The organism is Xenorhabdus kozodoii (assembly GCF_002632875.1).
Classification (GTDB): domain Bacteria; phylum Pseudomonadota; class Gammaproteobacteria; order Enterobacterales; family Enterobacteriaceae; genus Xenorhabdus; species Xenorhabdus kozodoii.
Window position 1 is genome coordinate 108,698 of record NZ_NJCX01000010.1, and the last position, 14,323, is coordinate 123,020.

Annotated in this window: 8 protein-coding genes and 1 pseudogene; 2 read left to right on the plus strand and 7 right to left on the minus strand. The window is 45.0% G+C overall.

Going from position 1 to position 14,323, the window contains the following annotated elements; all coding sequences use genetic code 11:
* Window positions 1-259: 259 nt before the first annotated feature.
* The 4 genes from glrR to purL all read right to left on the minus strand — a co-directional run bounded on the left by glrR (window position 260) and on the right by purL (window position 8,558).
* A complete protein-coding gene (gene glrR, locus Xkoz_RS08770; protein WP_099141794.1) occupies window positions 260-1,597 on the minus strand; it encodes a two-component system response regulator GlrR in 1,338 nt (445 codons plus the stop codon).
* Between the two features lie 2 nt (window positions 1,598-1,599).
* Window positions 1,600-2,496: a two-component system QseEF-associated lipoprotein QseG gene (gene qseG, locus Xkoz_RS08775; RefSeq protein WP_244183436.1), complete on the minus strand. Its 897-nt coding sequence runs from the start codon at window positions 2,494-2,496 to the stop codon at window positions 1,600-1,602.
* 5 nt (window positions 2,497-2,501) lie between these two features.
* Window positions 2,502-3,941, minus strand: coding sequence for a sensor histidine kinase (locus Xkoz_RS08780; protein ID WP_099141796.1), 1,440 nt, complete (start codon window positions 3,939-3,941; stop codon window positions 2,502-2,504).
* 729 nt (window positions 3,942-4,670) lie between these two features.
* On the minus strand, window positions 4,671-8,558 hold the full coding sequence (purL, locus tag Xkoz_RS08785) for a phosphoribosylformylglycinamidine synthase (RefSeq protein WP_099141829.1): 3,888 nt from the start codon (window positions 8,556-8,558) through the stop codon (window positions 4,671-4,673).
* A 265-nt stretch (window positions 8,559-8,823) separates the two neighbouring features.
* Between purL and mltF the strand changes: the two genes are divergently transcribed.
* On the plus strand, window positions 8,824-10,452 hold the full coding sequence (gene mltF / locus Xkoz_RS08790) for a membrane-bound lytic murein transglycosylase MltF (protein WP_244183437.1): 1,629 nt from the start codon (window positions 8,824-8,826) through the stop codon (window positions 10,450-10,452).
* Between the two features lie 4 nt (window positions 10,453-10,456).
* Here the strand turns inward: mltF and tadA are convergent, their stop codons facing one another.
* Together tadA and Xkoz_RS08800 are read right to left on the minus strand one after the other, a co-directional pair.
* Entirely contained in the window at window positions 10,457-10,975 is a 519-nt protein-coding gene (gene tadA / locus Xkoz_RS08795) for a tRNA adenosine(34) deaminase TadA (protein ID WP_099141797.1), read from the minus strand.
* 48 nt (window positions 10,976-11,023) lie between these two features.
* Entirely contained in the window at window positions 11,024-11,677 is a 654-nt protein-coding gene (locus Xkoz_RS08800; protein ID WP_099141798.1) for an HD domain-containing protein, read from the minus strand.
* Between the two features lie 396 nt (window positions 11,678-12,073).
* Here Xkoz_RS08800 and Xkoz_RS24970 point away from each other — a divergent pair.
* Window positions 12,074-13,234, plus strand: a pseudogene (locus tag Xkoz_RS24970) (MFS transporter).
* Window positions 13,235-13,351: 117 nt separating this feature from the next.
* Here the strand turns inward: Xkoz_RS24970 and Xkoz_RS08815 are convergent.
* Window positions 13,352-14,257 carry a DNA-3-methyladenine glycosylase family protein gene (locus Xkoz_RS08815; RefSeq protein WP_099141801.1) on the minus strand — a complete coding sequence of 302 codons (906 nt, stop codon included), beginning with the start codon at window positions 14,255-14,257 and terminating at the stop codon, window positions 13,352-13,354.
* Window positions 14,258-14,323 lie beyond the last annotated feature (66 nt).

Consider the following 14,323-nt stretch of genomic DNA (forward strand, 5'->3'; position numbering starts at 1 on the left):
TACTGAGCTTCAGCAGCAAAGCAATTCATCTCTATACGCATTAAACTTCAAGTTGCAATTTACAACACGATATGAAACCTGATTTCTCCCCGCTTCGCGGGGAGAAATCACACGCATCTTGAAGTTAGATTGGTATATACCCTATATTTTCCAAGCGGCCTGCATCTTCAATGCCGCAATTTGAAATTTATCGGGATATATTATTTCTACTTAGGATAAAAACCAGTGTAAGAATTTCATTTCTGGGGTAGCAGAAAAGTTATTCCTTAAAATCATTAGCATCTAATTCGTGGCGCGCCAGCAATTTATAAAACTCTGTCCGGTTACGCCCGGCCATGCGAGCGGCGTGGGTAACATTACCCTTGGTTATCTGCAACAATTTACGCAGGTAATTCAGTTCAAACTGCCCACGGGCTTCCACAAATGTCGGCAATGCCGTGTTTTCGCCTTCCAATGCCTGGGTCACCAGAGCATCACTAATGACTGGCGCCATCGTCAACGCCACACACTGTTCGATAACATTGACCAATTGCCGAACATTGCCCGGCCAACTTGCTGCCATCAAGCATTTCATCGCCGTGGTGGAAAAGCTACGCACAAAAGGTTTATGGCGTTTGGCTGTTTCACGTAACAGGTGATTCGCCAGCAAGGGAATATCTTCTGCACGTTCGTTCAGGGCGGGAATTTTCAAATTAACAACGTTGAGTCGATAGTAGAGATCTTCCCGAAACTCATTACGCTGCATTGCCTTCGGTAGATCGCGATGCGTGGCCGAAATAATTCTGACATCAATGTCTATATCCCGATTACTCCCCAATGGGCGGATATTGCGTTCCTGTAACACTCTCAACAGCTTAACTTGCAACGCCATCGGCATATCACCAATCTCATCAAGGAATAATGTCCCGCCTTGCGCCGCTAAAAATAACCCTTCCCGACTGCTGACTGCCCCCGTAAATGCGCCTTTGGCATGGCCAAATAATTCAGATTCAAGCAATTGCTCAGGTAAGGCACCACAGTTAATGGCAATAAAGGGTTTCTTCGCCCTGGGACTTGCCCGATGGATAGCCTGGGCCAGTACCTCTTTACCGGTGCCACTTTGCCCATTAATCAGGACACTCACATCGGATTGAGCCACCATTTTTGCCTGTTCCAACAGACGCAACATCGGAGGGCTTCGGGTGACAATTTTCTCGCTCCATTGCCCATCGACGGCGGGTGTTGACAGTTCCAGCGCATTATCAATCGCTTTATAAAGTGCATCGCGATCAACAGGCTTGGTCAGGAAGCTAAATACCCCCTGCTGCGTTGCCGCCACTGCATCAGGGATGGATCCATGCGCGGTCAGAATAATGACAGGCATCCCCGGATGCTGTTTCTGGATCTCCACAAATAGTGCCATACCATCCATTTCATCCATGCGTAAGTCACTGATCACTAAATCTACTTTTTCTCTCACCAGTATGCGTAACGCTTCATGGCCACTCTCTGCGGTTGTGACGCGAAATCCTTCACTACTCAAACGCATTCCCAATAGTTTTAGCAAGCCAGGATCATCATCAACTAAAAGAAGATGGGCGGAATTGCGCACTGTCATTATTATTCGGCTCCTTTTTCTTCTGGGGAATGGGCTTCCGCTTTAGTCTCCGCATCGGTTGCGGATTTGTCTTTCGATTCTACTTTATTATTCGATGAAGTATCTGTATTAGGTGAAGTCCCCGCGCCGGATGGTGTTCCTGTGGATGAGCCACCTGGAATAGCAACATTATTTTGTTCTTGTTTACGGGAGGAAAGTTGACGCTCAATATCTGTCAGGTTTTCTAATTTGCGGGACATTGAATGAAGTTCAAATTCTAAGTGTGCTCGTGTTTCTTTCAAGCGATCAATTTTATTATCACTGTCCAATTGGAAGCGCTGGAATTTGGCTTTTTCTTCAGCGAGATTAATTTTCAGGTATTGCTGTTCGCGCCACAATTGGAGTAATGGCCGCAAAGCGACAGGAAATTGCGCACTATACCGATTAAAGTTTTCCACAATTTTCTTGCGTTCAGCTAATACCGACGTCGCCCTGCTAATCAAGATGCTTTGCTTAAACACGTGATGCCAATCAGTCGAGGTATCTGAGTTAAACCGTTTCGCCATTTCACGGGCGTTTGCCGAAGAGAGCCGATCTGTGCAATCGATAAACTTCAACCAATAAAGCCCGTTTTCCATCGCGGCGGGTTTGGTGATGTCCCAGATTAAATCACAATCCTTAAGACGATAATCCGTGACACTTTGTTCTGGCAGAATAGACTGCGCAAGGGTTGCCAGATTATCTGCCCCATTCGTTTTGACGCACCCTGTCAGCAAATAGGGAACAAACAGTAGCAACATGGCACGGAAACGTAAACGTGCCAAGACAGGTTGCATAATGGCCGTTTTTTTCATTGGCTTAGTCACAAGATTTTGCTGTTCCGTCTCCGTCATAAAGCGGTAAATAAACCTGTTATACATATTAGTTAGTCATTCTCTGCGGTTAATGGCAGTTCAATTCGAAAACATACGTCAGCAAATTCGGATTCTATCAGGCAAAGCTCTCCCTGCATCTGTTTAATGCAATCTTGCGCGATGCTTAAGCCAAGACCACTCCCTTTCACTGCGCCTTTTCGTTGTAGTTTTCCCTGGTAAAATGGCTCGAAGATCATACTTTTTTCTAACTCAGGGATAGGGGTTCCGGTGTTGGCAATGTCAATCTGAAGATTTTTCCCCACTTGCCGACTAGCAATCCAAATGTTACCGGATTCAGCGCCATAGTGCACTGCATTGGAGTAGAGATTATCAATGACCCGCGTCAATAAACCAGGCTCTGCCCAACAATAATCCGTATCCAGTTGAATTTTTGTATAAATATTTTTCGCGCGCGCGGGCAATTGGTGTGATAATACGACACCATCCACAATTTCTTTTAAAGAGACAATCTGACGCTCGGCAGGCCCATCCGCTAATTTGCGGTTATATTCAAGCAATTGTTCAATAAGCTGCTGTAAGTGTTTACTACTACTGTCCAGGATGCTGACCACTTCTTTTTGATCTGCCGTCAAAGGCCCTGCAATCTCATCAGCCAAGAGCTCCGTCCCTTCACGCATACTTGCCAACGGTGTTTTTAATTCATGGGAAATATGGCGCAGAAACTCATGGCGCTGAGACTCAAGCCAGGATAAACGCTCACTCAACCAAATAATGCGCTGAGCCAACGATCGCAACTCCCGTGGCCCTTTAAAGGCGTCAATCTGATTTTCCAATGACTGCCCCTCACCAAGCCGGTTGATCATTCGCTCAATACCTTTTACTGGCCCGATGATCATACGCGTGAACAAGGTTATCAAAAAGGCACTTAGCAAGAATAAAATAAGACTTTGCCAACCAAAAAATTGCCCTTTATCAGCGATATCTTTTTGCAGTTGTTCACCACGACTGAAAATGATATTACGGGTTTCCTGTACCAAAAGGTTATTAGCCCTGGAAAACTCTTCAAGTAATTTAGACGAGGCGGGTTCTGGCACGCCATTGTGACAAGAAATTTTGGTTAAACCTGACAATAAGTCATTAAATTTCTTTGTATATTCCGCATTAGCCAGCATCGCCATTTGATTACCGAGCATATTCATGTATTGCCGATATTGACGTTGATAAAGTTTTTCTAGCCGACCATCTCCTAATACACAGTATTGACGGTAACTGCGCTCCATCTCAAGGGCTACGCCAATCATCGCTTCGCTACGACGGGCATCCGACAATGTTGAACGATTAATCTCAGCAGCCTGAGTGCTGAGCTGATCAAGGCTTTGATAAGCCTGATAAGCCAAAACTAATAGTGGCAATAACACCAGCCAGAAAGCCATGACAACGAGCTGGCGCAATGAGCGGGGGAATAAACGCCATTTTTTCAAAGAAATCATCTCATAACCTGTAATGACACTGACGATACAGTGGCTTTTTCTTCTTTAATTTGAGAATGGTCGAAATAATAGTTGAAAACAGTGGATAATTGAAACAATTAGGTAATTGAAAGCGATGCGGGTGTGCATACATAGACACACTGGACAGCGTGACCTGTAATAATGACGGCGGGATAGTCACTTTTTAACTATCCCGCCAGCGAGGACCTTCATGTTATTCGATGAACGATGAACATGTAGGTGGTGCCTCACTCCACGTGTCGCCCTGTGTTTGATAAGGCCCGGAGGCGAATATCATTAAGTTGGACGGTAGGCACCTGACTTCGGCATCATTCTGGGCTTTATGTGGCATGTTTCCACCTTTCGCGGGCCGACATAAGAAATTGAATGAGCAACTGCCCGTATTATGCATGTTACATGCCAACCTGTAAAACTATTTTTAATATATTGATATTATTATAAAAAAATATTTACCGTCTTTTTTTATCAGTATTTTTTCATACTTGATAAGTATTAGTGTCGCCTAATTATGACATCTCGCCACAAAAAAATATTTTCCATTAAATATCAATCTACTGGGTGTCTCCTTTTTGAGACAACATAAGGTGCCATTGTCGCGATATGGAGACACGCCCATAAAAAGGTTAATAACATCAAAAAATAAAGGCTCTGATGAATTTTCAGAGCCTTCGGCTGGAAGCCTAAATAGCTAAAAAATGGTTGAAGGAATTACCCTAACTGTTTGCGTGCATTACGGAACATCCGCATCCACGGACTGTCTTCGCCCCATTCTTTAGGATGCCAAGAGTTGCTGACAGTTCGGAACACTCTTTCAGGATGAGGCATCATCACCGTGACCCGTCCGTCAAGGCTGGTCACAGAGGTAATACCATTCACTGAACCATTCGGGTTTGCCGGATAGTTTTCTGTCACCGAACCGGTGTTATCCACAAAACGCAATGCAACTTGCTGATGCTTTTCAAGCGCCATCAAACTCTGGTTATTCCTAAACTCGACCTGCCCTTCGCCATGAGCAACGGCTATCGGCAAACGAGAACCCGCCATATCTTTCAGGAACAGGGAAGGGCTGTTTACCACTTCTACCAGACTAAAACGGGCTTCATAACGCTCTGAACGGTTACGGACAAAACGTGGCCAGTGCTCTGTCCCTGGGATCAACTCATGCAAGTTAGAGATCATCTGACAGCCATTGCACACACCCAGTGTTAAGGTATCCGGCCTTGCGAAGAAATTCGCGAAATCATCACGCACCCGCGAATTAAACAGGATCGATTTCGCCCAACCTTCACCGGCACCCAGCACATCCCCATATGAGAAGCCACCACAAGCCACCAATGTCTGGAATTGATCTAATGTGATCCGCCCATCCAATAAGTCACTCATATGAACATCCACAGCCTCAAAACCCGCCCGGTGGAATGCGGCTGCCATCTCAACATGCGAGTTAACGCCCTGTTCACGCAGCACCGCAACGCGCGGGCGTACTTGTTTCGCAATATAGCAAGCAGCAATATCTTCCGCGGGATCGAAGGTCACTTTCACATTCAAACCCGGATCATTCACATCTTGTTTTGCCTGATGTTCTTGATCTGCGCATGCTGGGTTATCACGCAGACGCTGCATTTGCCACGTTGTTTCTGCCCACCATAAGCGCAATGTATTGCGATTCTGGCGATAAACGTCCATATTGCCACTGGAAATCACAAAATCATCGCCTGCCTGGGCTTTACCCAGATAGTGCACACATTCCCCCAAGCCATAACCCGCCAACAGGTTTTCAACGTACTCCCTGTCAGTCTCACGAATTTGAATGACCGCCCCCAGCTCTTCATTAAATAGTGCAGCCAGGATATCTTCATCAAATGCACTAATATCGGCATGTAATCCGCAATGGCCGGCAAACGCCATTTCCGCCAATGTCACCAACAACCCGCCATCTGAACGGTCATGGTAAGCCAGCAATTTTTGTTCCGAAATTAACTGTTGGATCGCATTAAAGAAACCCGCTAATTGTTCAACACTGCGAACATCTGCGGTTTTATCGCCGAGTTGACGATAAACCTGGGCTAATGCCGTTCCGCCCAGCGCATTCTGCCCTTTACCCAGATCGATAAGCAGCAACGCATTGTCATCTTCGATAGATAATTCGGGTGTCACGGTGCGGCGCACATCTTCTACCCTGGCAAATGCACTGATCACCAATGACAGTGGTGACGTCATTTCACGGACTTCACCGTCCTGGCTCCAGCGTGTTTTCATTGACATCGAATCCTTGCCAACCGGAATCGTCAATCCCAATGCCGGACACAACTCCTCACCCACGGCCTTGACGGCGGCATACAATCCCGCATCTTCACCAGCATGGCCTGACGCCGACATCCAGTTAGCGGATAACTTCACGCGTTTCAGATCTTGTACATAGGCGGAGGCAATATTGGTCAATGCTTCACCCACGGCCATGCGTGCCGAGGCGGCAAAATCTAATAATGCAATCGGCGCCCGCTCGCCGATTGACATCGCTTCGCCATAATAGCTGTCCAGGCTGGCGGTCGTCACCGCACAATCGGCGACTGGAATTTGCCAAGGGCCAACCATTTGGTCACGGGCAACCATGCCGGTTATGGAACGATCCCCAATCGTAATCAGGAATGTTTTTTCAGCGACAGCAGGCAGATGCAAGACACGTTTTACCGCTTCCGCAAGATCAATGCCCTTGCGATCCAGGCTTTGCCCCTGGGCTTGCAAGGTCTGCACATTTTTCAGCATTTTTGGCGTCTTACCGAGCAAGACATCCAGTGGCATATCGATTGGCTGGTTCTCAAAATGGTTGTCATTGAGCAGCAAATGCCGCTCTTGCATTGCTTCCCCAATCACCGCATAGGGAGTACGTTCACGACGACATATCGCTTCAAACAGCGCCAACTGTTCTGGCGCAACCGCCAAAACATAACGTTCCTGGGATTCATTGCACCATAACTGTAATGGACTCATGCCAGGTTCATCGTTAAGAATATCGCGTAATTCAAAACGCCCACCGCGGCCGCCATCACTGACTAATTCAGGCATCGCATTTGATAACCCCCCCGCCCCGACATCATGGATAAATAAGATCGGATTTTTATCGCCCAATTGCCAGCAACTATCGATGACTTCCTGACAACGGCGCTCCATCTCCGCATTGTCACGCTGCACAGAGGCAAAATCCAAATCAGCATCAGACTGGCCCGATGCCATGGAAGAGGCCGCACCGCCTCCTAAGCCGATATTCATACTTGGCCCACCCAACACAATTAATTTTGCGCCGACCGAAATATCCCCTTTCTGAACATGCTCTTCACGGATATTCCCGATCCCGCCGGCCAGCATGACAGGCTTGTGGTAACCACGCAGCTCGGCACCATTATGGGAACAGACTTTTTCTTCATAAGTTCTGAAATACCCCAACAACGCCGGACGCCCAAATTCATTATTAAATGCCGCGCCCCCTAATGGACCTTCCAGCATAATATCCAATGCACTGACAATTCGGTCTGGTTTACCAAAATCCGCTTCCCACGGCTGTTCAAAGCCAGGAATTCTCAAGTTTGAAACCGAAAAACCGACCAATCCGGCCTTGGGTTTGGCACCTCGCCCCGTTGCACCTTCATCACGAATTTCGCCACCTGAGCCGGTCGCCGCGCCAGGCCAGGGGGAAATGGCGGTTGGATGGTTATGGGTTTCCACTTTCATCAAGATATGGGCAGACTCTTGGTGGTAGTCATAAATGCCGGTTGCAGAGTCAGGGAAAAAGCGGCCAACATGAGAGCCAGCCATCACTGCCGCGTTATCTTTATAAGCAGAGAACACATATTCCGGTGTCTTTTCAAACGTATTTTTAATCATTTTGAACAAAGACTTAGGCTGAACCTGACCATCAATAATCCAGTCGGCATTAAAAATCTTGTGGCGACAGTGCTCAGAATTTGCCTGAGCAAACATATACAGCTCAACATCCGTTGGATTACGTCCCAATGTCTGGAAAGCGTCCATCAGATAATCAATTTCATCCGTAGCCAGCGCCAATCCCAGCTCAATATTTGCCGATTCCAGGGCAGCCCGTCCCGATTGCAAGATATCAATCTGCTTCAACGGCGCAGGTTGCTGGTGAGAAAACAGGGCTTCGGCCTGCTCAAGCTGAGTGAACACACTTTCCATCATGCGATCATGCAAAAGTGCCGACAACGTTTGCCATTGCCCGTCATTCATGCCAGTACCCTGAATATAATAGGCAATCCCCCTTTCTAAACGGACAATCTGCTTTAACCCACAATTGTGGACAATATCTGTCGCTTTCGATGACCAAGGGGATATCGTGCCCGGACGCGGTGTGACTAATATGAGTTGTCCTTTAGGCTCCAGTTCGTCCAGAGAAGGGCCATATCTTAAGAGTTTATTTAATTTTTCTCGCTCACCTTCTGGGATTGGGGCATTAACGTCTGCAAAATGGACATACTCTGCATAAATGTCGGAAACAGGGAGACGGTGATCTTGACACTGGGAAAGGAGCTTAGCGATACGAAATGCTGATAAAGCGGCGGAGCCACGCAGAATTTCCATAATAATAGGTTCTCTCATCTTAGAAGCAAAGCCTGATTCGTGCCTCAGGGGAAACTGCGAGCATTATAGAGGAATGTTTTCTCTGACGAAACCGTTTGCGTGGTTATTTGTCAACCCAACAATACACTCAATAAGTTGTCAAAATTGGTTTAATAGGGTTGCACATCCCCATTTTGTTACGCAAAATTCTCGATTACTGGAAATTTGATCATGCTATTATCTTGCACTTCACACAGTTCCAATCGTTCTGGAAAGAGATAACTATTTGAATAATATAAAGATAAATTATTTTGTTATCGTAATTATCGCGCTTCTTTCTGCTGCTATCATTGGCCTTAATATCAATTGGCCCAATAAGCAGCAGGAGCAGATAAACAAAATTCTGGCACGAGGAGAGCTACGGGTTAGTACCCTAAGCTCTCCTCTAATTTCTCTTAACAACAAAAATGAACCAACGGGATTTGACTATGAGCTAGTCAAACGGTTCGCCAATTACCTGGGGGTGAAACTGGTCATTAAGTTTCGCCCCAACATTAACCAGCTTTTTGACGATCTGGAAAACGATAAAGCCGATTTTCTGGCTGCCGGCCTTATCTACAATAAAGATAGGCTGGATCAAACAAGCACTGGCCCTGCCTATGCTTCAGTCATACAACAACTGGTTTATCGCAAGGGGACGACTCGCCCACACTCCTTTGGTGATTTAAAAGGCAGACTCGTCGTCACGGAAGGTTCCGCCCACGTCAGCGAACTGAAAAAATGGAAAGAAAAATCTTATCCTGAGCTAAGCTGGGAAGAATCACCCCGCAAAAATACGCAACAATTGCTCGAACAGCTTTCCGAAGGAAAAATCGACTATACCATCAGCGACTCCATCAGCTTAGCCTTGCAACAGCGTATTCACCCCAATTTGGCCGTCGCTTTTGATGTCAGTGAAGAGAGTCCCCTGACCTGGTATTTAAAGCGTAATAGTGATGATAGCCTCTACTCTGCCATGCTCGATTTCTTTAGTATGTTGACGGAAAACGGCATCATGTCGCGGTTGCAAGAAAAGTATTTCGGCCACGTTGGTTCATTCGACTATTTCGATACGATTTCATTTATTCGCGCCATCAATAGGCTCTTGCCGACCTATCAGCCCATTTTTCAACAATATGCAGGCTCGCTGGATTGGCAATTAGTGGCAGCTATCGCATGGCAGGAATCACACTGGGACCCACAAGCCACTTCACCCACTGGTGTGCGGGGTTTGATGATGCTGACTCGCCCGACAGCCGAATGGGCGGGTATCCGTGATCGGCTAGATCCCGTGGAGAGCGTAAAAGGTGGAATGGATTATTTACACTATTTAATAGCGCGATTACCAAAAACCATTCCTGAAGATGAGCGAATTTGGTTTGCCCTCGCCGCTTACAATATGGGGTATGGCCATCTCCTTGATGCCCGTAAATTAACCGCTGCACAAAAAGGTAATCCAGACAGTTGGCTGGATGTAAAAACGCGCCTTCCCCTGCTTAGCAAGAAAAAATACTACGCCAATACCACCTATGGTTATGCCCGTGGCTATGAGGCTTATCGCTATGTTGAAAATATTCGGCGTTACTATTTAAGCCTGGAGGGTTACCTTCGGGCAAAAGCCAATCGGGAAAAAGCAGAAGGAAGCGAAACGCCCATAGATACGACGATCATCAGCCATCCCCAAGCTGGAGATACTAAAATTGACGCGACTACGGCTGAAAGTAATAACAAAGAGGACACTAAAACAGAAAGCCCCAAGGTAGAAGAAAATACCAAGGCGAAAGATGACAAACTAACAGGTACTGACACAGCATCTCACGAAAAAGCGCCGGAGAATAAGACGCCGACGCAATCCGAAACAGCCGCCAGGCCATAACTTGCTATGGCATTGTCTGTTGCTGAGCTTTCAATTTCTTATGTTGCTCCCTGCGCTGTTTAAAAAAACAACTCAGCATAGTGGAGCACTCTTTCGCCAGTACACCCGCAGTAATTTCAATTTGATGATTCATCCCTGGGTGACGCAAAATATCAATCAATGATCCCGCAGCCCCTGTTTTCATATCGCTGGCACCATAAACCAACCGTTGTATCCGGCTGTGTACCATCGCACCGGCGCACATGATGCAAGGCTCTAACGTGACATACAGTGTTGTGTTCAACAGCCGATAATTCTGCAATTGTTCCCCACCCCGCCGTAACGCAATAATTTCTGCATGGGCGGTGGGATCATGGTCAGTAATTGGATGGTTAAACCCCTCAGCAATCACCTTATTATCGGCCACTAATACCGCACCAACCGGGATCTCTCCCTGTGCTTGTGCTTGCATGGCTAAATCGATTGCCCGGCGCATCCAATATTCATCACTAAAATCTTCGGTCACGGTATATAATTCTGTCACTGCCCATTCTCTTACTTATGAAAATTCCGCCTATTATACCCAATCACCTCAATCTGCGGGTTCAACCTGAATCTCATCCAAAAAAGCGTCAAGGAACAACTTCATACGTGCAGTCCTCTCACTGGCCATTTTTTTGCCTGAGGCCGTCTGAAATCCTGATTCAATTTTAAACAATTTAGTAAAGAAATGGTCGACCGTATAAACCTTATCATCATATTCGCGCTGTGTTGCCAGCGGATCATGAAAGTCATACAGTAAAGAACCCATTCGACCCGCGGTATAAAAACAGCGCCCAATGCCAACCATGCCAATGGAATCCAGCCGATCCGCATCTTGCACGATTTTCGCTTCCAATGTTTTTGGAGTCAGGCCGGCTGAAAAACTATGTGCTTCAATGGCATGACAGATGGCATTAATATCCTCCTCACTCCACGCCAAATCTTTCAATATCAATGCGGCTTTTTCTGCTGCCATGCGTGAAGCAAGGTGTCGGTTTGGGGCATTTTTTTCAACATTCACACAATCATGCAAGAGCACAGCGACAAACACTAAGCGCAAGTTACCCGATTCCGCTTCACAAATTTGTTGAGCATTGCGCCATACTCGATGAAGGTGGGCAATATCATGGGCACCATCATCACTTTCTATTGCCATCGGTAAAAGCTGTTGAGCCAAATCTTCAAACGGTGAAAAAGTTAACATCGCCAAAACCCCTTAATGAATGGAAATATCATCTTAGCAAAAAGAAAACAGAACATTTTATTAGTTGTTGAGTCCCTCTTACCAGCACGCCCGCGAACACGATTTTTGTGATCATGATCATTAAATGAAAATATTCATGCCATTAAAGACAAGCGTCATTTTAATAGAAAATCCTGATATTACTGGCTGGCGTCAATTTTAACCGTCAACAATGGGTGTTTGTAAAAATCATTTAGCGATTATGAATGATTATTTTTGTTCGACCCATTTGTTTTAAGTTTGTTTAAATAAACATAATTATATTACCCCCATAGTTATAGAAAAATAAACCATTTCCACAACCACATCGATAACAATATTTAATGAATATCAATAAAAGCAATCAGGATTATTATGATGAATGAACAAAAAACCATTTTCTTTTCCTGTTTTTTATTAGTTATTGGCTTAATGACCGTTGACTTTTTTAATCCATCCTTGCCTTTTATTTTAAAAGAATTTCAGGTATCACAGGGAAGCATCAAAAATTTAATTGTTATTTATATGATAATTCTCGGTGTATCCCAATTTTTCTATGGCAGTATGAGTGACCGTTATGGCAGAAAACCAGCTGTTATTATAGGATTTATGATTGCAATTATTGGCTTAATGCTATCAGGTTACAGTGAAAAAATCAGTCAGCTCGATTTATCCAGGGCAATAACGGCATTTGGTGCAGCCAGTTTTACTGTTATATCAAGAGCCATTATTGTGGATACGTTTAAGGATAATTCAAAACTGAAAAAAGCCTTTTCTTATTTTTCAATGTCTAGCCAACTCTCTCCGGCACTGGCTCCCTTGTGCGGTGGTTGGCTCCAACAGAAATATAACTGACATATGTCATTTTTTACGCTAGCCGTTATTTATTTTATTGGGCTGATCATTGTGTTATATACCATGAGGGAAACTAATACAAAAACGCAAAAACCATCCGGCATTTTTATTCCTTATATCAATTTAGTAAAAAACACACGATTTATTGCGTTTAGTATCGCATCATCATTGATATTTTCTTTCACGATTGGGTATTATTCAATTTCGCCTTATGTTTTTCATCAACTTGGCTACACGCCTGTGGAGAATAGTTTCTTTTATCTTGTTTATTCTTTTGGTATTTTTTCTGGATCATGGTTAATGGGCAGAAATTTTATAAAAACACCACCTGAGAAAATCTATTTTTTAATGCTAATGTCTTATATGGTTATTCTTTTACTTTTTCTATTGTCAGACTTAAATATCCCCATTACCATTATTGCACTCTCTTTTTTATTGGCTATCATTTCAGGTGCCTCTGCCCCCTTAGCTTTAGTGCTATGCATGGAGGATGTCACTGAAAACAAAGGAGCCGCTAGCGCATTACAAGGCGCGCTAAAAATGAGTTTTACCGGAATATTCATGATCTTTTTTGATTTGTTCCATATAACATCATTTTACCCATTAATTCATATCGTTATAATTTTTACCGTAATGCTGTTTATCATATATTTCTTTTGTAAACACCTTCCCCAATATCAATAATCCTTTCTATTCCCCTAAACCGATCCGGTGCTCATGCTTAAGTCACCGGATCATAATGGGCAAACTTGAAGTTCGTGCGGGTTCCGTCTTGGGGGGCTGACGAAAAGGGGGATGGTATTAATATCCGCTACTGGATTGCTGTTGCCATAAGTGCGCCCCCACCAATGCTTTCCAGGGAGAAAAATCGGCCAGCCATTTTTCTGCTTGTTCCGCGCTAACTTTATCTTCCTGGCTGAGCAAATGTTGGAGATTACGTCTTACGGCAACATCGCCATGCAATGAACCATCCAGATAACTGAATCCTCGTAGTAAGGCATAATTAACGGTCCACATGCCAATGCCCTTGATAGCAAGCAAACTATTCGTCAGCCGTTTCATTTCATCTTCTCCTGCTGGGATATTAAGTTCCAATGCCCCAGAATCAATAAGTTGACAAACATTCAATAAGGCATTGGCCTTACTCACAGAAAAACCACACTGACGGAGCTCAGGCTGCGAACATTGCATCACCTGCTGATAATTAGGGAAACACAGTAACCCAGAAGAGTGTTGCAAACCCAGCGCCTGAATAAAGCGCCGCCGAATGGAAATTGCGGCACTTAAACTAATTTGTTGCCCGATAATCGCCCAACTAAGCGCTTCAAAAGGTGTCGCAGACTGGTAAATGCGTAAGCCCGTTTGCCTGCTAACCAACGCCCCAATCACGGGATGATCCTGATAGGCAGATTCGAATACGTCAACAGGTTGTTCCAAACCAAGCATATGGGAAGCCAGCGTCGATAGCGCTTCAGGTTGTGGAGAGCAAACTTTATCACCATCAATATCAAGCTGTATTTTCGCCCTATTGTTTTCCATTGTCATGGTCAAAAGAGCGGGATTTTCGTGCCAAATAATGCCTTTTTTAACCTGGCTATCTCGCACGATTTCAGCAACCCCCATTTCATCCCTTTGATGAAAAGCCAAAAAGTCTTTCGTGTGATAATTATTGGGTAATATAATTTCCGTTAAACAGCTTGCTTTCATTGGAGTAGCTCCAGAGACACACAGTATGAAGCCACTATCTAACAGACTTTAAGTTTAGATACAATG

Bases quoted from the DNA above. Each gene is read 5' to 3' on its own strand.
- qseG (WP_244183436.1), bottom strand. From the start codon at position 2,496: ATGTATAACAGGTTTATTTACCGCTTTATGACGGAGACGGAACAGCAA.
- purL (WP_099141829.1), bottom strand. From the start codon at position 8,558: ATGGAAATTCTGCGTGGCTCCGCCGCTTTATCAGCATTTCGTATCGCT.
- Xkoz_RS08780 (WP_099141796.1), bottom strand. From the start codon at position 3,941: ATGATTTCTTTGAAAAAATGGCGTTTATTCCCCCGCTCATTGCGCCAG.
- glrR (WP_099141794.1), bottom strand. From the start codon at position 1,597: ATGACAGTGCGCAATTCCGCCCATCTTCTTTTAGTTGATGATGATCCT.
- Xkoz_RS08800 (WP_099141798.1), bottom strand. From the start codon at position 11,677: ATGTTAACTTTTTCACCGTTTGAAGATTTGGCTCAACAGCTTTTACCG.
- Xkoz_RS08815 (WP_099141801.1), bottom strand. From the start codon at position 14,257: ATGAAAGCAAGCTGTTTAACGGAAATTATATTACCCAATAATTATCAC.